The sequence below is a fragment of the uncultured Pontibacter sp. genome (assembly GCF_947492645.1).
In the GTDB taxonomy this organism is placed as follows: Bacteria; Bacteroidota; Bacteroidia; order Cytophagales; family Hymenobacteraceae; genus Pontibacter.
Genome location: NZ_CANLMZ010000010.1, coordinates 334,445 through 351,994, shown reverse-complemented (window position 1 = coordinate 351,994; position 17,550 = coordinate 334,445). Strand labels below are relative to the sequence as shown.

Below are 17,550 nucleotides of genomic sequence, written 5' to 3'. Positions count from 1 at the left end.
ACACAAACGTATTGGAGGTCTCAAATTAAAAAGTAATTTCGTCTCAAACCCGTCAACTTATATCAGGACGAGACATACTTTCAGCTTATACTTAAGCGATAGCTACACGCTTGAAGTCGTTAACTGTCATGCCTTTGCTAGTTTTGTCAAGCAGTTGCGCGATAGTTAAAGAAGAATCCTTTACGAACTCCTGGTTAAGCAATGTATTTTCTTTGTAGAACTTGTTCAGTTTACCTTGAGCAATTTTCTCTAACATTTGCTCTGGCTTACCTTCAGCACGTGCCTGCTCCTTACCAATCTCGATTTCACGCTCAACAGTAGCAGCATCAACGCCGTCTTTGTCTAAAGCAACCGGGTTCATGGCAGCAATTTGCATTGCTACGTCTTTACCAACCTCAGTTACATCAGTACCGTTAGTGTTTACAAGGCCTACTAATACACCTAATTTACCAGTTGAGTGCGTGTAACCAACAACCTGATCAGCGTTTACAGTCTCGTAAGAAACTACGTCAATTTTCTCACCGATTTTACCCATCAGGTCAGTAATGTGGTCCTGAAGTGAGCGGCCATCCTCCTGGTTTGCAGCAAGAAGATCTTCTTTAGTAGCAGCGTTAGTAGATACAGCAGTATCCATAACTCTTTGCGCTAGGCTTTTGAAGTCTGCAACTTTAGATACAGGCTCAGTTTCGCAAGCAAGTGCAACTACTTTACCGTTGTTGCCTTCTGCGTTTACCTGCGTAAGAACGATACCTTCAGAAGTCACGTTGTCTGCACGCTTGCTGGCAATTTTCTGGCCTGCCTTACGAAGAATATCTTTAGCAGCTTCGAAATCGCCGTTAGCTTCTGTAAGCGCTTTCTTGCAGTCCATCATACCTGCTCCTGTTTCCTGACGGAGTCTGTTAACGTCTTGTGCTGTAATAGCCATTTTTTTATAATTAAGAATTATGAATTATAAATTTTGAATTCTGTATTTGGAAGAAAATAGTAGGGTAGAACTCTTTGTCTTTTGTCAAAGCAGCTTTTGCCTGCTTCCTATTTCCCCTAAAACAAACTGAACATTGAAGCTGCAAAGCCCAATGTTCAGTTTGATGTTATTGCAATATGAACAATTGACTATTGCTCGTCTGCTTCTTGTTTAGCCTTGATGCCTTCTTCTTCAGAACGCTTACGCTCAGTTTCTTCTTTGTCAACCTTACGCTCAGACAGACCTTCTTCGATAGCCTTACCGATCAGAGAAACGATAAGAGATACAGACTTAGAAGCATCGTCGTTTGCAGGGATTGGGAAATCTACTGTCTCTGGGTTAGAGTTAGTATCGCAGATAGCGAAAACCGGCAAGTTAAGTTTGTGAGCCTCTTTAACAGCGATATGCTCACGCTTAACGTCAACGATGAAAAGTGCTGCAGGCAGTCTAGAAAGATCAGCGATACCACCAAGTACACGCTCCAGTTTCTCACGCTCACGAGAAAGCATTAATCTTTCACGCTTTGCGATAGCTGCATATGCAGTATTGTCTTTTACCATCTTATCGATAGTAGACATTTTCTTAAGAGACTTACGCACAGTAGCGAAGTTAGTAAGCATACCGCCTAACCAACGATCAGTAACGTAAGGCATTTTAAGACGTTTTGCTTCCTCGGCTACGATGTCTTGTGCCTGCTTCTTAGTAGCAACGAACAAGATCTTACGGCCAGACTTAGCGATGTTCTTGATAGCGGCAGAAGCCTCATCAAGCGCAACTAGCGTCTTATTTAAGTCAATGATATGGATACCGTTCTTCTCCATGAAGATATACGGTGCCATTTTTGGATCCCACTTGCGGGTAAGGTGGCCAAAGTGAACACCTGCCTCAAGTAATTCTTTATAATTAGTACTTGCCATGTTTTTGATACACCTAAAATATTAACGTTTACTGAACTGGAATGAACGACGTGCTTTACGCTTACCGAACTTCTTACGCTCCACCATACGTGGGTCACGAGTAACGAATCCTTCTTTACGAAGTGCTGATTTAGACTCGGCGTTCTCAACTACCAGTGCTTTAGATATAGCAAGTCTTAGTGCCTCAGCCTGGCCGCTTACACCACCACCTTTTAGATTAGCAGTAACATCGTACTTGCCAATTAGATCTAAGGTTTGAAACGGCTGATTTACTATAGTTTGCAATACTTCGTTAGGGAAGTATGCCTTGATATCTTTACCGTTAATAGTGATATTCCCTTGCCCGGCCGTCATGTAGATACGAGCCACCGAGGTTTTTCTTCTACCAGATGTATTGATAACTTCCATTAAAATTAGATGTTGAAGGTTAATTCTTTAGGCTGCTGAGCTGCAAATGGATGCTCGCTTCCTGCAAAAACATGAAGATTTCTGAATAGCTCGCGACCTAGTGGGCCTTTAGGCAACATGCCACGAACTGCGCGCTCTACGAGCAGCGTTGATGATTTAGCCTTTAGCTCACGTGGAGAAGTTTTTCTCTGACCGCCTGGGTAACCAGTATGTGTCAGGTAATACTTCTGATCCCACTTACGGCCTGTGAAACGCAGATTATCAGAGTTGATAATGATTACGTTGTCGCCGCAGTCAGCATTAGGAGTGTACGAAGGCTTATGCTTGCCTTTCAGGATCTTGGCAACTTCCGATGCCACGCGACCCAAGCTTCCTTGACCTGCATCAACAATCACCCAGCCTTTGTTGGCTGTCTTCTTGTTGACAGTAAGGGTCTTATAACTTAAATGATCCATTTTTAGTGGTTGTAAGCGATTTATTTATTTTAACTATTCTATTTTTCGGCTCTTGAAAAATGGTCACAAAGATAGAAATACTTTATTTGATATGCAATACATCCTCTAGAAATATACTGTGTAACAGGAAAATAGCTAACGCAAAGTATAAGTTACAGGTTAAAAGGAACAGCCCCTAAAGTATAGCTTATACCTTAGGGGCTGTGTCATAAGTTGTTCTATTAGTTCTTCTTGATCATTACCGGTGGCGGCGGTGGTAACAGGCCTGGCAGTTCTCCATACTTGCTTTTGGCGGCAGCCATACTTTTCTCATCGTTCAGCTCATAAGTTTCAGTTCCTCCTGCCTTCATAAAGAAAACTATTGCTTTTGGGCCAGTCTGTTCATTAATTCTCCAGCCAACCTTTTCTATGGATGAGTTCTTCTTCAGGAAGTTGGTATACGCTATCGGAAGGTTGTTTCTGTCCTGGTAGTAATCTATATCTTCTGGAATGAAGATTCTCTCGCCGTTGTCCTGCAGGCCTTTTTGAGAGCGGGCATCAAACTCTTCCTGTGTCACAACTTCTGCTGGCGGTGGAGTTGATGGGAGTTTTCCATACTTTTTCTCTGCGGCAGCACGGCTAGCTTTGTCTTCTAAGTCATACATTTCTTCTGTAGATTCCAGTCTAACTATTATCTGGTTTCGGGTAGTCCACTCAAGCTTTCTAACCTGCGGGTTACGAGCATAAAAATCTTTGTACTCATTTACTGCCTGCGGTCCTTTTTCTTTGGCGGCAGCTGGTATGCTGGCTAATACTTTTTCATACATTTCATTGTCCGGTAAGTATAAACCATACTTCGTATAGGCTCTTGCTATGTCTTGCTCGCTGTCTAGTTGGTAATTATCTGCCTCTCCTTCAATAGGGGTTATTGTTAGCGTATTAGGGGCATTCCAGCAGGCGGTAGTAAAAGTGGGCGCAGTTTTAATATAAATGTCAGGGCCTACTTTAGTGTAATCACTAATTTCGATGTCCTCTGCATCACCTGTTTGTGGCTGCGCTACACCGTTAAAGGCAACGAGCAGTACGGCTGCGAGAGGTATCACCGCCAGGAATTTAAGCAGATGTTTTCTGGTACTCGGCACTTTGTTCATCATGGCTATTCTTGTTTTAAGTGGTGAGAAATTGAATTGGTTAGCGATCTGGGGCTCCGAAATACCGGTAACTTTCAGGAGCAGGTACTGGTAGTCTTTGCGGTCTAGGCCGGCGGCAACCACGTTTTTATCAGCAATAAACTCCAGGTTCTCTTTAACAGCGCGCTTCATAAGCCAGCCACCGGGGTTAAACCAGTAGAAGACGGTGCTAAGCTCTGATAGCAGTACATCCAGGGTATGCCAGCCTTTTACATGCACCTGCTCGTGGTTAAGTATGGCATCGAGTTCGTGTTGCTTGTGCTGCTCAGGGTTCAGGTAAATAGATTGCCAAAAGGAGAAGGCATGATTTATACTTTTAACCTGCCTGTAGCCGATACCCTTATGTGTGGCAGGCACCGACGACGTATGAATCTTGTAAAGTGAGGTAAACTGAAACAGCAACCTGACCGCTACGGCTGCTGCACCCAGCCAGAAAAGGTACACAGGCAGTTGCCAGTAATCGAACTCTTGTGCCTCGGGTAGGGCAGGTGCTACTGTAAAGGCAGGTATAGCGGCTACGTAAGTGTTTACCACCGCCAGCTCCTGGTGTTTACTGAAAAGGCTTTGGAGGTCTATAAAAGGGTAGAGTACAGAAAACACAATACCAAACAGCAGGAATGCCCGGTTCAGGTGGTAAAAGGTTAGTCGTCGCAGCACAAAATGGTACGTCAGGTAAAACAGCACCAGGGCTGCGTTTGCTTTCAGGAGGTATAGGAGTAAGGCAGGCATGTTATTTCGATTTCTTGTTTTCGATCATGTCTATAATCTCTTTCAATTCTTCGGCGCTTATCTGCTTTTCTTTGGCAAAAAAGGCCACCAGGTCTTTGTATGAGTTCTTAAAATAATCTCCCACAAAGCCTTTCATAAACTTTTTCTTGTAGTCTTCCTCTTTTAGCAATGGCAGGTAGCGGTAAGAATTGCCTATCTTTTCACCCTGCACAAAACTCTTTTTCTCGAGGTTCTTTACCGTAGAGGCCAGCGTAGTATAAGGTGGTTTAGGTTCGGGTAGTTGCTCCAGGAAGTCCTTTATAAAGCCGCCGCCGGTTTCCCAGATCACCTGCATGGCTTCTTCTTCTTGTTGTGTTAGCTTTTCCATACTTCTACGATGTTTTCGTATAGTTACGAAATGTTCGTAATAATAGCTACGAAATCTTCGTAATTATTTTACTTATGTTGGAATTGAGTTCCAGAAAAGGTTTTTTAAGTATAGGTGGGTTTAAGTATAAATGTCCGTCTGCTAGGAATTCTTATTAATATTTCGGAATATAATTGTGCCTATACTTAACTACTATGCTAAAAAAACTACTTATCTCCTTTTCGCTGGCGCAGCAGAATATCCGCAGCAGGTTGTTTCATACCTTGCTTTCTATACTTGGTATTGTGATCGGGGTGGGAGCCCTGGTTACGGTGCTGTCCTTGATTGATGGCATGGAGAGGTTTGCGAAGGAGCAGATCACCAAAACAACAGATCTTAATTCCATACTGTTGCAAACCGATACCTACAAAAGAGAAAACAGGCTACAGGTAAAAAAAGAAAGCTACGACTACCTGACCTATGCACAATTACCGGAACTGGAGAAATCCCTGAGCCACCCGGTTAAAAGCTACTTGGAGGTGGTGCAGACCGGCGAAGTACAGTTGGCTGGTAGCGACAAAAGTTTGGTGGCAGAGTTGAATGGTATCAACGCGCATCATCCTAAAAAAACAGGTATAGCAACCGGTAAAATTTTTAGTGCAGCAGCTGTGGAGGCAGGAGTGCCTGTAGCTTTTGTGAATCATGCCTTTGCCAGGCACACCCTAGGCGCAGACTCTGGCGCTTTTTTATTGGGTAAAACAGTTACGTTTGGTGAAAAGGAAGTTAAGATTGAAGGAGTGTTGAAAGATGATGGCAACGAAGCACCTCTTGTGTATTACCCGCTAACCATACTTTCTGATGAAGAACTGAAGCAGAACCCGCCAAGAGTAATCATCGATGCCGAAAACGTGGAGCAGGTGCCGGTAATAAAATCAGAAATAGAAGCCTGGCTAAAGCAGAAGTATAAAAAAGATCCATCCGATTTCAGGGTGATCAGTAATGAGTCTCGGGTTGACCAGGCGGCAAAGGCATTTTTGCTTTTCAGAGTTGTGATGGGGCTGATCGTGGGAATTTCGGTAGTAGTGGGCGGTATCGGGGTAATGAACGTGCTGCTTATTTCTGTTACAGAGCGTACCGTAGAGATTGGTGTACGCAAAGCAATGGGAGCCAAAAAGCGCGACATACTGATGCAGTTCCTGGCGGAGTCGATTACTGTGTCGTTGTTCGGAAGTATACTTGGTCTGCTATTGGGCATCCTGGTAACGCTCGGTGTTGTGCCCATTATCAATGCGCTTGCCGATGTGGAGTTTGCCGCTGCTTATACACTTAATACGTTCCTGGTTATTGCCATCATAGCTGTTATTGTGGGAATTGTTTTCGGCACTTACCCGGCCACACGTGCGGCCAGACTAAATCCGGTGGAAGCAATCCGAAGAGAGTAGCAGACAAAGTATAAAATCTTTACAGGCTTATCTTGCGTCTATAAAAACAGCCATACTTTAAACTATGAAAGCCATACTTGTAAAACAACCCGGCGGCCCCGAGCAACTTACACTCGGCGAGTACGAGCAGCCATTACCGGGCCCCTACGACTTACTTGTAAAAGTACATGCCACCGCACTTAACCGTGCCGATACCCTGCAACGCCAAGGCAAATATCCTCCGCCTAAAGGTGCCAGCCCTATACTTGGTTTAGAGATAGCCGGAGAGGTAGTGGAGGCAGGCATTAACTGCACACGCTTTAAGAAAGGGGATAAGGTATTTGGCTTGCTGCCCGGAGGCGGTTACGCCGAGTATACCATTATTAACGAGCACATGGCCATGCCCGTGCCGGATAACTTGAGCATGGAAGAGGCCGCTGCGATACCAGAAGTTTTTATGACGGCTTACCAGGCGCTGTTCTGGCTAGGTAAGCTGCAACCCGGAGAGCGTGCCTTAATACATGCCGGAGCTAGTGGCGTAGGTACGGCAGCTATACAGCTGGCGCGCGTACACAAGGCCGAGGTACTAGTTACTGCCTCTGAAACAAAGCTGGATGCCTGTAAAGAACTTGGGGCGCATAAAACCATAAATTACAAAGACCCGGAAGCTACTTTTGATGCTCATGTGCTGGCTCATACAAATAGTGAGGGCGTAGATGTGATAGTAGATTTTATAGCGGGGCCATACTTTAACCAGAACATCGAGTGCCTTAGAACTGATGGCCGCCTGATCATACTTGCCAGTTTAGGTGGAGGTAAAGTAGAGAGCCTTGATTTGCGCAAAATACTGGTGAAGCGCCTGCAAGTAATGGGCTCCACGCTCCGCTCCAGAACAAAAGACTACCAGATAAAGCTGACGCAGGAGATGAGCAGCTACACAATGCCGCACTTTGAAAGCGGTGCTATCAAACCTGTAGTGGATTCTGTATACAACTGGCAGGATGTAGCCGAGGCGCATCGTTACATGGAGCAGAATAAGAACATCGGTAAGATTGTGTTGCGGGTGAGTTAAGCCTGGTTAAGGGATTTTGGACGAGGAACTGCAAGAAAAGAACTATTTGACAAAACACAGAACATGCCGCAAGTTTAGCGGAAGCGTAACTTGTGGCTATGCATGATGCCAGTTTGTAACTGGCTTTCTGCTCAAGCAGGAAAGTATACTTTAGGGAGTTTATACAGGCTTATACTTTATTGCTTGTTTCCAATGTATAAATCATAGCCTAAGTAAGCCACTACATTCCTGCTTCTCCGAAGCAAAGCAGTTACAAACTGCTGCCATACAGCCACAAGTGACGCTAAAGCTAAACTGGCGGCATGAAGTATAGCATAAAAGATAAAGGACAAAAGAAGTATAACCACCTCCTTTGTCCTTTGCCAGAAACCTTTGCCAGTAAAAATTAGTGCGTGCGCAGTTGCTTTACCAATACCGCAAAATCCTTCGGATAAGGAGCCTCAATTTTAACAGGCTCGTCGTTTAGCAGCGTAAAGCCAATATTGAACGAGTGTAAGGCAAAACGCTTGATCAGCGGCTGTTCCTCCGTTTCCTTTTTTAAGTTAAACTTTCGCTTAAGGCTGCTCAAGTATAAATTCTCTCCACCGTATAGTTCGTCTCCTACAATGGGAGCCCCTAACGATGCCAGGTGCACACGTATCTGGTGCAGGCGGCCCGTAACAGGCACGCATTCTATTAAACTGTGGCGGCCGTAATTCTCAACGGTTGTAAAGTATGTTTCTGCGGATTTTCCCTGAGGTGTAAGTTTTGCCACCCCTTTGGCACCAGCAAGTATAGATTTGTTTACCAGTTGATCCTCGAATTTATGCGCCCCCCACACTACTGCATGGTATACTTTGTACACCTGCCGGTGCTCAAACTGCATGGCCAGGTGGCGGTATGCCTCTGGGTTTTTAGCAAAAACAAGGCAACCCGATGTGTCTTTGTCCAGGCGGTGGCAAGCTTGTAAGTCGGGGTTATACTGTCTTGCAATTTTTAGCAAGTTAGTAGTGTTTGGTGTTCTGTCTTCAAGCGTAGCCAGAAAGGGTGGTTTATTTACCACCACGTAATCCTCATTCTCGAATATAATCAGGTCTTCAAAAACCGGGTATTTCATGTGTTGTTATACTTTGTAATCAGCACAGTTATACGTTACTCTGTGCAATGCTGCAAAGATACTAATAATAATTGCTGTTTTTTGATTGTTAGTGGCCGGTGTTGCTTGGGTATGTTACTGCGCAATTAGCCTGTGCTCTAAAGGGAGGTACCATGCTAACAAGGAACAGGCTTCGCTTGTAGCTGTACGGTATCATACTCAAAAACAGCTAGCGTTAAAGTATAGATATGTGCTGATAGTTTCCCCAAGGCTCTGAATAGCGGCTTTTAAGGTTCTTTAACTTGATAAGAAGTTTTATGAAGTACGGGTTAAACCAGTAGAGCCGCAGCAGTTAAGCAAGTTTAGCTTTCTGTAGCTTAAACCGTAGCGTAGTGCCTTTGCCTATTTCGCTTTTAACGGCTATAAAAGACCGATGCGCCTCTACTATATGTTTGCATATTGCTAAGCCTAGGCCTGTGCTGCTTGTATCGCGGGCACGGCTTTTATCGATGCGGTAAAAGCGCTCAAAAATTCTGTTTATATGTTCCTGGGCAATGCCCTTGCCGTCGTCTTTTACAGTAATGGTGTATTTTTTTCGGCCTTCGTCAAACATCACCCATATGTTACCGCCTTTGCGCCCATACTTTATGGCATTATCAACCAGATTTATAAATACCTGCCGCATGCGGTTAGGGTCGGCATAAAGCATTACTTGTTCGTTGGAGCTGGTCTCGAGGTGGAGTGTAACATCGTGCTGTGCCGCCTTTTGCTCCAGTTGCTCAAATACTTCCTGCATCAACTGCACCGCATCAAAGTTGCGCTTCGCCATTTTTACCACGCCTTTTTCAAACTGCGATATGCTAATCAGGTCCTGCACAAGTGCATCCAGGCCATCCAGGCTTTTAGCTGCTTTCTGCAGAAACCGCTCTCTCACATTAGGGTCGTCCATGGCGCCATCAAGGAGGGTGTGTATAAAGCCCTGCGCCGCAAAAATGGGCGTCTTTAGCTCGTGCGACACATCGGCTAAGAACTCGCGGCGCATTACCTGCAGGCTTCTCAATTCATCTATTTCCTGCTGCTTGCGCTCTGCAATAAGGTAAATCTCGTCTTTGATTTTTGTCAGCGGATCGGAGATGAAGATGGACCTACTTTCAATTTTCTTGAAGTCCTGACGCTTTACTTTATCCAGGCTGGTGTGAATGTTTTTGATCTCGCGCAGCACCAAAGCCTCGTACGAAAAGTAGACAAGTAAAAAGCAGCTGAAGAATACGATAAGCAATGCTACCTTGAACCCCTCTGAAGAAAAGTAGCTAGCTAAAGCAAGAAAGGCGGTAAGCACTAAAGCCACCGCCAATGAGATTAAGAGTGTAAGCGAACGGGAGTTTAAATTCATGTATTAATCGGTGTTGAACTTATAGCCCACGCCTTTTATAGTTTTAATGTTATCCTCCCCAATCTTCTCACGCACTTTCCGGATGTGTACATCAACAGTTCGGGCTATAACATATACATCGCTTCCCCAAACGTTGTTCAGCAGTTCTTCCCGCCCAAAAACCTTGTTTGGTGTGGTTGCTAAAAAGGCTAACAGCTCAAATTCTTTTTTAGGTAAGGTGATTTTTTCATCGCCTTTGTAAACAGCAAAGCTGTTGCGGTCTATACGCAGGCCCCCAATCTCAATAACTTGGTTTTGCTCCTCAAGCTGTGCATCGCGTCGGGTAAACGCTGCCAGGCGGCTTAGTAAGGCACGGGGTTTTATTGGCTTCGTTATAAAGTCGTCAGCTCCTGCCTCAAAGGCGGCTACTTCAGAAAACTCTTCGGCCCGGGCTGTCAGAAAGATAATGTGGGTGTTACGGAAATCACCGATTTCACGCAGTTGGCGGCAGGCTGCTATTCCATCCAGAACAGGCATCATCACGTCCATCAGGATAACATCTGGTTTGGTGTCTTGCGCTACCTCTACTGCCTTTTTGCCGTTTTCGGCTACAGATACATCATACCCTTCGCGGGCCAGGTTATATTGCAGTAGCTCTACGATGTCTGGATCGTCGTCTACTACTAAGACTTTATAGTTTGCTGCAGTTTGCACAAATCTCGGGATTAGCGTTACGAAAAAGTATGGCTGGTGCCCCTTTGGCACATAGCATGAAACTTATGATTGTACTTAGCCAGCGCATTCTATTTAGCTATTTGCTGGCTTACAATACAAATATACTATTCCTGTATCAATTTGATCTTTGATAATTAATTCTTAATACTTTCTTAACATTAGCTGGTGGTGCAGCATATGCAAGGCGTAAAAAAGGCCAGTATAAAACTGGCCTCTTCTGTTAATTCTGCGCTAGCAAAATCTTGTGTTTCAGGTTTTTGTATTCGTACAGGTTTACTTTAACAGAGCCCACAAACATTTCGGCCTGTATCAGTACGGGTATTTTATTATCGTCATCAGACAAGTATACCGCAATTGAGTTGCCGTCTTTAAACATTTTGTTCTTCGGCATTTTTGGCGTTAGCTTAATAGCCCTGATGTTTCCTGCTTTTGTATTCACCACCTCTTTGCCGCGGTAAGTTACTTCCATGTTAAAATTCTCTTCGTCAAAAAAGCCCTGGATGTTAAACTTATCGCCCACGCGCATCTTATCATAGTCAAAAGTGCGCATGTAGTAAAAGCCGCTCACAATATCCTGTACATTATCAGGTACTTTGTGTTTGCTGGATTCTTTGTCTCTGTTCTTTTTCTTTTTCTCAACAGAAGCGGTGTTGTTGTAATGGTTGAAATCAACAGTTTCGCGCTTACGGTAATTGCCTTCTTCTATATTTCTGAAAGAGCGCTGCGGTACAAGGGCTGCGGTATCAATATAAGATTGCCATGTATCGCGAATTTTAATAAAAAGATCGAAGGAGCCGTTTGTTTTACCCGTTACCGTAGCGCGGTAACACGGCCTGCCATTGATGGTATGCAATGTAGGGGCAACGTCTATAACTGCCTCTGCTGCTGTAATAGGGCCATAGTGTACTTTATACTTTAATACTTCTCCAGACGAAAAGCTTTCATTTGGGACGGTTCGCATCCTGTCTTTGGTTACAAAGCCAAATGCTGCAACAAGAATCAAAAGTATAGCCGGAAAAAATCTCTTCATAATCAAGGTTAGCTTAAACTCAGTTGTGTAATTAGCTTTAAACAAGTTTTATACCAACTACTGTTTATTCACTAAGTTAAACAGTTCTAAGCAGCAAATCAATTCATTATCAGGCAAAAAAAAGAGGAGCTACTTTATGTAGCTCCTCTTTTTACTTAAGGTTTGGGAAAAGTGTTCATTCAGCTGAAGCGGCTGCATCATCAAGGGCTGCTGCTACTTTCTCAGGCTCACCTTTTACAATGGCTCTGATCTTGCCTTCAATGTCTTCCTGTAATTCCGGGTTGTCTAACAGTATTTGCTTTACACCATCACGGCCCTGGCCTAATTTGTCTCCGTTGTAAGAGAACCAAGAACCGGATTTCTGCACGATACCAAGCTCAACGCCCAGGTCAAGAATCTCACCTACTTTAGAGATACCCTCACCATACATGATATCAAACTCAACTACTTTGAACGGAGGCGCTACTTTATTTTTAACAACCTTCACGCGTGTGCGGTTACCGGTAATGTTATCAGCAGACTCTTTTATCTGGCCAATACGACGGATATCCAGGCGCACAGAAGCGTAGAATTTAAGAGCGTTACCACCTGTAGTTGTCTCAGGGTTACCAAACATCACACCGATCTTCTCACGCAGCTGGTTAATAAAGATACACGTACAGCCGGTTTTATTGATCGTACCTGTCAGCTTACGAAGTGCCTGAGACATCAAACGTGCCTGCAAACCCATTTTGCTGTCACCCATGTCGCCTTCTAGTTCACCTTTCGGTACAAGAGCGGCAACAGAGTCAATTACGATAATATCTATAGCACCAGAACGAATCAGGTGATCCGCAATCTCTAGTGCTTGCTCGCCATTGTCTGGCTGAGAGATTAATAAATTTTCAGTATCAATGCCAAGCTTTTGGGCGTATACCTTGTCAAATGCGTGCTCTGCATCAATAAAAGCTGCCAAGCCACCTTTTTTCTGTGCCTCAGCGATGCAATGCATGGTAAGTGTGGTTTTACCTGATGATTCCGGACCGTAGATCTCTACGACACGGCCACGTGGTAAACCGCCAATACCCAAAGCAATATCAAGCCCCAGTGAGCCTGTAGAGATAGCCGGAATATCTTCTACTTTATTATCGCTCAACTTCATAACGGTTCCTTTACCGTATGTTTTGTCGAGCTTATCCATAGTCAGCTGTAGGGCTTTAAGTTTTTCGTTGCTTACGCTCATGTGTGTTTAATTAAATTGCTTTATATTGAAGGTGAAATTACTACTTTCGACAGCTACTTGCAAGAAAGCCAATAATTATTTTACTAATTTTTTTAGCTGTTTACCGCAGTCTGATTATAACAACAGCGGCTGCACTTTCGTCCCATTTTTGCAGACTTTTTATGTGCTTTTTTAAGCTTATTTTCGCTATTACGTGCTTGTTTAGTAGTGGTTTGTGTTATGGGCAACTTAACAACAGCGTACTAGCCCAAACAATACCTGTTAAACCTGAAAATGCTAATGAAATTAGATTTGGCTTGTATGCTTTAGGCTTTTCTAAGAACAACGAATACTTCAATAAAATTGCAGATGGCTATACTTTATTTGGGTATCACCTTAACCCCAAACTTATTTACCAGCCAGCGCCAACAGTACGCCTGGACGCGGGTATTTTTCTCTGGAAAGACTTTGGCAGCTCCGGCTACCAGGATATCTCTCCGACCTTCTCTGTTAAGTTTTTAAAAGAGAACTGGAGCTTTACCTTCGGTACTTTAGAGGGTAACCTGAGCCATGGTTACATAGAACCTCTCTACGATTTTGAGCGGCTTATGCTTAACCGGCTGGAGAATGGATTACAATACAAAATGAATACGCACCGTGTTAAAATAGATGCCTGGCTTAACTGGGCAAACATGCTTTACCGCGGCGAAGATAACCAGGAACAGGTTGATGGGGGCGCTGTAACAGCTTTCACACTACTGGAAAAAGAGGGAAGGGGCAACCTGGCAGATAGTGTAAAGCTAACATTGCCTATACAGTTTACTGCGCAGCACAAGGGCGGGCAGATTGATGCTTCTGATTTGCCCTTGCTTACAGTTGTAAACGTAGCCGTTGGCCTGGAGCTGGAGAAGAAGTATAGCAGCAGAGTGCTGCACCGCCTGTATACCAAGAACTACCTGCTTGGTTTTAAAGACTTTTCGAATACATATCGATTGCCCTACAAAGATGGGCACGGTATCTACCTGAACGTGGGTGCTGATACCAAATACCAGGACGTGATGCTGAGCTACTGGAGGGGCGATGGCTATATCACCGAGCTAGGAGGCCAATTGTACCAATCAGCGTCAACTACTTTCAAAAATCCGAACTACCTGGAAGAAGAGCGGGAGTTACTGATTGTACGCTTGATGAAGGACATCAAGATCGTAGACGATATGTACCTCACATTGCGCCTGGAGCCAGTCATTGATTTCAACGATCCAAAGCTGGAGTTCTCTAACTCACTTTACCTGTCTTTTGACACCGATTTTTTTGTAGCTAAACCCAAAAAGTAAGCTGCTTTTTAACATTAAGCTAAAGCCGCGGAGTTCGTGTGGGAAGCGTGACGTTGCCTTTGCTCATAATCCTGGCGCGTCATGCCATAGTAGCTTAGGTCTAACAATTCTTCAGAGTCTGCGCCTTTGTAGTCGCTTCTGATCAAACCTTCTTTTAGGAAACCGCTATCTTCGGCAAGCTCTCCAAAGTATAGATTTGAAGCCGTACAACGCAAGTATACTTTGTTTAGAGCCAATGTATCAAAGGCAAAGGTAAGGATAGCCTGAAGCGCCTCAAGTGCCAGTTCGCGGGTATCTGGCCAGCTGGTAAAGTATAAGCCTAATTCTGCTTTAGGCACGCGGTGGTCCAGGTTCTTCAAAGCTATGTCGCCGATGTACTCATGCTCTTCTTTTAACCATACCCCAAAATCAAATACTTTTCGGTTTTCCCACTCTGTGCGCAGCTGCTTTACCTGTATTCTGGCATCGTCTAGTGCGCGCACACGGGCCAAACGTCCTCCAAAAGCTGGGTTTAATATAGAGGAGTTCTCCTGCAGCAAGCGCATGAAATCGTTTTCGTCGCCTTCCTGGTATGGGCGCAGCAGCAGGTGCTTGGTCTCTAATTTATTCTCGAATGATTCTGGCAGGGTTTCATGTAGTATGCTCATGGTGGCAGTTCTTAACTTTTTAATGGTACGGGGTGCCTTGTTAAGTCATACGCTAACTATGAAAAAATGTATGGCTGCTGTAATATAAAGGTCATTTCTTAACTGCGTAAGTGCGGCTAACGTTAAGCATAGTGTATCTAAAAATAAATGAATACTATGACAGCAAACAGACTTAAAAACAAAGTTGCCATCGTGACAGGTGGCGGTACAGGCATTGGAGAAGCTATATGTAAAAAATTTGCAAGCGAGGGGGCAAGTGTGGTAGTGGCCGGTTTTCCTGAGGACCCTGTGGAGAAAGTGGCGGAAGAGATATCAAAGACAGGTGGTACTGCCATTGCCTTTGCAGGAGACATATCCGTTTTGGCAAATGCGCAGCGCTGTGTAGCGATGGCTGTTAAGGAGTTTGGTAAACTAGACATCTTAATAAACAATGCCGGCGTTTTTCCGGAGGTTAACATGCTGCAGGATTACTCTGAGGAGGCCTTTGACTATATGATTAAAAACAACCTGCGCTCGGCTTTTGCCATGAGTAAGGCCGCTTTGCCTGAGCTGCATAAAACAAAGGGTAACATTGTTTCGGCGGGCTCTGAGTCAGGTGTGTTAGGTATAGCACAGAACGCACCTTATGGCGGCACTAAAGGCTTTATGCATGCTTTTATGAAAGGGTTGGCTGTAGAGCAGGCTCAGTTTGGGGTACGATGTAATGTGGTTGGCCCCGGCCCCATTGATACCGCCTGGACCCACACCGGTACAGGGCCGATGGATAGCAAGATGGTAAAAACGATGAAAGAGGCTACGCCCATGGGGCGCCGTGGTACCCCTGAGGAGGTGGCTAATGTATACTTGTTCCTGGCATCAGATGAGGCAACTTACGTAACAGGTGCCCTGTACATGGTTGATGGCGGCATTACAGTAGCTAAAGGCGGCGTCGGCAGCCAGGCTGACTCTAGTATGAAAGATGAGCCGGAGGGAGAGCTTAAACTCAAGCACTCCAAAGAAGGCCATACTTCTATCCGCAGTAATTAATTAGTGTGCACAAGTATAAACTGTTGGTTTTAAAAGAGCATTAGCTTGGCAGACGGTTTATACCTTATAAACAGAAAAGCCTCTACTATAAAAATATAGCAGAGGCTTTTCTGTTTATGATCATACTTAGTTACCCAGAAACGGATAGCTGAAATGCTTCGGGCTATGCAATTGCTGCTGTGCCATCATCACTTCTAACGTATGTGCGGTCTCTTTAAAATATTCCAGGCGGCGGTAAAGCATTTCCTTTTGCAACACGGTGCCGGTGGCAGTTTTCATGTAAGCTCTTTTCTCTTCCAATACGCGGTGCATAATGTCGTGTACCTGTTCCTCGTGCTGTGCATACCATTGCTGAAAATCAAAAAGACGGGCAGCCCCCGGGGTAGATGATGTGAAATCCAGGCCGTGCAGGCGAAGAATATCTGCCAGTAAATCAATCTCTAATGGGATAGAGGTATTGTAAGGCATAGAGCGCACTTCCAGTTTACTGTTAAGCGCACCCGCTATCGTAGCCAGGTTATCCTTAAAGCGAAAGTATAAAGCAGCCGCTTCCATAAGTTTTCAGGGTAATGTGAATAAAATTGAACGGGAGCAAAATTACACCAATAAGCTTAGATTGCTAAATTGTTTGACGGTTAAATTGACAAATCGCCTCTTTGAGCCATCAGCAACAGGTAATTACAGTAAATCCTGTATAATGCGCTCTACGGTTACGCCCTCGGCTTCTGCCTTAAAGTTGCGCACAATGCGGTGGCGAAGTATAGGCAAGGCAACTGCCTGCACGTCTTCAATGTCGGGGCTATACTTTCCGTTGAGGATAGCGTTACATTTAGCGCCCACAATTAAATGCTGCGAAGCTCTTGGGCCAGCTCCCCATTCCAGGTACTGGTCTGCCTGCTGTGAAGCCATAGGTTGGCCAGGACGGGTTTTGTGTACCAGCTGCACCGCATATTCCACCACGTTATCAACTACAGGCACACGGCGTACCAGTTGCTGGAAAGCCAGTATCTCATCGGCATGCAATATTTTGTTCAGGTGTGTGATAACAGCTCCGGTAGTGTTTTTCACGATCTGTAGCTCCGACTCGTAGCTAGGATAGCCTAACGTAATGTTAAACATGAAGCGGTCTAGCTGGGCCTCAGGCAGGGGGTAGGTACCTTCTTGCTCAATCGGGTTCTGCGTTGCCAGCACAAAAAACGGTTTTGGTAATTCATACTTGCGGCCTGCAACAGTTACGGCATGCTCCTGCATGGCCTCCAGCAAGGCTGCCTGCGTTTTAGGCGGCGTACGGTTTATTTCGTCGGCAAGTACGATGTTGGCGAACACCGGGCCGGTAACAAACTTAAAGTTGCGGTCTTTGTCCAGGGTTTCAGCGCCTACAATGTCAGAGGGCATCAGGTCGGGCGTAAACTGCACCCTGCTGAAGGACATATCCAGGGAATCGGCAATGGTTTGGATCAGGAGCGTTTTGGCAAGCCCCGGAACTCCAACCAGGAGGCAGTGCCCCTGACAAAAAACAGCTGTTAGTACTAATTTAACTACTTCTTCCTGGCCTACAATTACTTTCGATATTTCGGAGGTCAGGGTGCGGTAAGCATCGTGTAGTGCGTCTGCTGCTGCTTTGTCAGAGGAGAACTGCGTCATAGTTT

The 17,550-nt window shown here is 44.8% G+C and carries 18 protein-coding genes; 4 read left to right on the top strand and 14 right to left on the bottom strand.

Annotated features, from left to right (window positions below; all coding sequences use genetic code 11):
- Positions 1-91: 91 nt before the first annotated feature.
- The 6 genes from tsf to Q1A23_RS17100 form a co-directional block, all read right to left on the bottom strand.
- Positions 92-925 (bottom strand): translation elongation factor Ts, encoded by an 834-nt coding sequence (tsf, locus tag Q1A23_RS17125; RefSeq protein ID WP_299825618.1) that lies wholly within the window; start codon positions 923-925, stop codon positions 92-94.
- A 188-nt stretch (positions 926-1,113) separates the two neighbouring features.
- Positions 1,114-1,881, bottom strand: coding sequence for a 30S ribosomal protein S2 (gene rpsB, locus Q1A23_RS17120; protein WP_299825615.1), 768 nt, complete (start codon positions 1,879-1,881; stop codon positions 1,114-1,116).
- 21 nt (positions 1,882-1,902) lie between these two features.
- Positions 1,903-2,289 carry a 30S ribosomal protein S9 gene (gene rpsI / locus Q1A23_RS17115; protein WP_299825612.1) on the bottom strand — a complete coding sequence of 129 codons (387 nt, stop codon included), beginning with the start codon at positions 2,287-2,289 and terminating at the stop codon, positions 1,903-1,905.
- A 5-nt stretch (positions 2,290-2,294) separates the two neighbouring features.
- On the bottom strand, positions 2,295-2,744 hold the full coding sequence (gene rplM, locus Q1A23_RS17110) for a 50S ribosomal protein L13 (protein ID WP_299825609.1): 450 nt from the start codon (positions 2,742-2,744) through the stop codon (positions 2,295-2,297).
- A 221-nt stretch (positions 2,745-2,965) separates the two neighbouring features.
- Positions 2,966-4,642, bottom strand: coding sequence for a M56 family metallopeptidase (locus tag Q1A23_RS17105; protein WP_299825606.1), 1,677 nt, complete (start codon positions 4,640-4,642; stop codon positions 2,966-2,968).
- A 1-nt stretch (position 4,643) separates the two neighbouring features.
- Positions 4,644-5,009 carry a BlaI/MecI/CopY family transcriptional regulator gene (locus Q1A23_RS17100; protein ID WP_299825603.1) on the bottom strand — a complete coding sequence of 122 codons (366 nt, stop codon included), beginning with the start codon at positions 5,007-5,009 and terminating at the stop codon, positions 4,644-4,646.
- A 194-nt stretch (positions 5,010-5,203) separates the two neighbouring features.
- Here Q1A23_RS17100 and Q1A23_RS17095 point away from each other — a divergent pair, with 194 nt between their 5' ends.
- Together Q1A23_RS17095 and Q1A23_RS17090 are read left to right on the top strand one after the other, a co-directional pair.
- Positions 5,204-6,430, top strand: a complete 1,227-nt coding sequence (locus Q1A23_RS17095; RefSeq protein WP_299825601.1) for an ABC transporter permease — start codon at positions 5,204-5,206, stop codon at positions 6,428-6,430.
- 64 nt (positions 6,431-6,494) lie between these two features.
- Entirely contained in the window at positions 6,495-7,481 is a 987-nt protein-coding gene (locus Q1A23_RS17090; protein WP_299825597.1) for an NAD(P)H-quinone oxidoreductase, read from the top strand.
- A 385-nt stretch (positions 7,482-7,866) separates the two neighbouring features.
- Here Q1A23_RS17090 and Q1A23_RS17085 read toward each other — a convergent pair whose 3' ends face one another.
- The 5 genes from Q1A23_RS17085 to recA all read right to left on the bottom strand — a co-directional run bounded on the left by Q1A23_RS17085 (position 7,867) and on the right by recA (position 12,915).
- Positions 7,867-8,577, bottom strand: a complete 711-nt coding sequence (locus tag Q1A23_RS17085) for an RluA family pseudouridine synthase (protein WP_299825595.1) — start codon at positions 8,575-8,577, stop codon at positions 7,867-7,869.
- Between the two features lie 331 nt (positions 8,578-8,908).
- Positions 8,909-9,949 carry an ATP-binding protein gene (locus tag Q1A23_RS17080; protein WP_299825592.1) on the bottom strand — a complete coding sequence of 347 codons (1,041 nt, stop codon included), beginning with the start codon at positions 9,947-9,949 and terminating at the stop codon, positions 8,909-8,911.
- 3 nt (positions 9,950-9,952) lie between these two features.
- The gene (locus tag Q1A23_RS17075; protein ID WP_299825589.1) at positions 9,953-10,642 is read right to left on the bottom strand and encodes a response regulator transcription factor; all 690 of its coding nucleotides are present in this window, start codon (positions 10,640-10,642) and stop codon (positions 9,953-9,955) included.
- Positions 10,643-10,883: 241 nt separating this feature from the next.
- Complete coding sequence (locus tag Q1A23_RS17070; RefSeq protein WP_299825586.1) at positions 10,884-11,693, bottom strand: DUF3108 domain-containing protein; 810 nt, start codon at positions 11,691-11,693, stop codon at positions 10,884-10,886.
- Between the two features lie 175 nt (positions 11,694-11,868).
- Positions 11,869-12,915 carry a recombinase RecA gene (gene recA / locus Q1A23_RS17065; RefSeq protein WP_299825584.1) on the bottom strand — a complete coding sequence of 349 codons (1,047 nt, stop codon included), beginning with the start codon at positions 12,913-12,915 and terminating at the stop codon, positions 11,869-11,871.
- Between the two features lie 161 nt (positions 12,916-13,076).
- Here recA and Q1A23_RS17060 point away from each other — a divergent pair, with 161 nt between their 5' ends.
- On the top strand, positions 13,077-14,228 hold the full coding sequence (locus tag Q1A23_RS17060) for a hypothetical protein (protein WP_299825580.1): 1,152 nt from the start codon (positions 13,077-13,079) through the stop codon (positions 14,226-14,228).
- Positions 14,229-14,242: 14 nt separating this feature from the next.
- On the opposite strand, the gene Q1A23_RS17055 is transcribed toward Q1A23_RS17060, so the two are convergent.
- Positions 14,243-14,875: a GNAT family protein gene (locus Q1A23_RS17055; RefSeq protein ID WP_299825577.1), complete on the bottom strand. Its 633-nt coding sequence runs from the start codon at positions 14,873-14,875 to the stop codon at positions 14,243-14,245.
- Positions 14,876-15,031: 156 nt separating this feature from the next.
- Between Q1A23_RS17055 and Q1A23_RS17050 the strand changes: the two genes are divergently transcribed.
- On the top strand, positions 15,032-15,901 hold the full coding sequence (locus Q1A23_RS17050) for an SDR family oxidoreductase (protein WP_299825574.1): 870 nt from the start codon (positions 15,032-15,034) through the stop codon (positions 15,899-15,901).
- 126 nt (positions 15,902-16,027) lie between these two features.
- Here Q1A23_RS17050 and Q1A23_RS17045 read toward each other — a convergent pair whose 3' ends face one another.
- Both Q1A23_RS17045 and Q1A23_RS17040 read right to left on the bottom strand, forming a co-directional pair.
- A complete protein-coding gene (locus Q1A23_RS17045) occupies positions 16,028-16,456 on the bottom strand; it encodes a hypothetical protein (protein ID WP_299825572.1) in 429 nt (142 codons plus the stop codon).
- Between the two features lie 123 nt (positions 16,457-16,579).
- Positions 16,580-17,545 (bottom strand): MoxR family ATPase, encoded by a 966-nt coding sequence (locus Q1A23_RS17040; RefSeq protein WP_299825569.1) that lies wholly within the window; start codon positions 17,543-17,545, stop codon positions 16,580-16,582.
- Between the last annotated feature and the right edge of the window lie 5 nt (positions 17,546-17,550).

Coding starts and splice junctions, on each gene's coding strand:
- tsf (WP_299825618.1), bottom strand. CDS start 925: ATGGCTATTACAGCACAAGACGTTAACAGACTCCGTCAGGAAACAGGA.
- rpsB (WP_299825615.1), bottom strand. CDS start 1,881: ATGGCAAGTACTAATTATAAAGAATTACTTGAGGCAGGTGTTCACTTT.
- rpsI (WP_299825612.1), bottom strand. CDS start 2,289: ATGGAAGTTATCAATACATCTGGTAGAAGAAAAACCTCGGTGGCTCGT.
- rplM (WP_299825609.1), bottom strand. CDS start 2,744: ATGGATCATTTAAGTTATAAGACCCTTACTGTCAACAAGAAGACAGCC.
- Q1A23_RS17105 (WP_299825606.1), bottom strand. CDS start 4,642: ATGCCTGCCTTACTCCTATACCTCCTGAAAGCAAACGCAGCCCTGGTG.
- Q1A23_RS17100 (WP_299825603.1), bottom strand. CDS start 5,009: ATGGAAAAGCTAACACAACAAGAAGAAGAAGCCATGCAGGTGATCTGG.
- Q1A23_RS17095 (WP_299825601.1), top strand. CDS start 5,204: ATGCTAAAAAAACTACTTATCTCCTTTTCGCTGGCGCAGCAGAATATC.
- Q1A23_RS17090 (WP_299825597.1), top strand. CDS start 6,495: ATGAAAGCCATACTTGTAAAACAACCCGGCGGCCCCGAGCAACTTACA.
- Q1A23_RS17085 (WP_299825595.1), bottom strand. CDS start 8,577: ATGAAATACCCGGTTTTTGAAGACCTGATTATATTCGAGAATGAGGAT.
- Q1A23_RS17080 (WP_299825592.1), bottom strand. CDS start 9,949: ATGAATTTAAACTCCCGTTCGCTTACACTCTTAATCTCATTGGCGGTG.
- Q1A23_RS17070 (WP_299825586.1), bottom strand. CDS start 11,693: ATGAAGAGATTTTTTCCGGCTATACTTTTGATTCTTGTTGCAGCATTT.
- recA (WP_299825584.1), bottom strand. CDS start 12,915: ATGAGCGTAAGCAACGAAAAACTTAAAGCCCTACAGCTGACTATGGAT.
- Q1A23_RS17060 (WP_299825580.1), top strand. CDS start 13,077: ATGTGCTTTTTTAAGCTTATTTTCGCTATTACGTGCTTGTTTAGTAGT.
- Q1A23_RS17055 (WP_299825577.1), bottom strand. CDS start 14,875: ATGAGCATACTACATGAAACCCTGCCAGAATCATTCGAGAATAAATTA.
- Q1A23_RS17050 (WP_299825574.1), top strand. CDS start 15,032: ATGACAGCAAACAGACTTAAAAACAAAGTTGCCATCGTGACAGGTGGC.
- Q1A23_RS17045 (WP_299825572.1), bottom strand. CDS start 16,456: ATGGAAGCGGCTGCTTTATACTTTCGCTTTAAGGATAACCTGGCTACG.
- Q1A23_RS17040 (WP_299825569.1), bottom strand. CDS start 17,545: ATGACGCAGTTCTCCTCTGACAAAGCAGCAGCAGACGCACTACACGAT.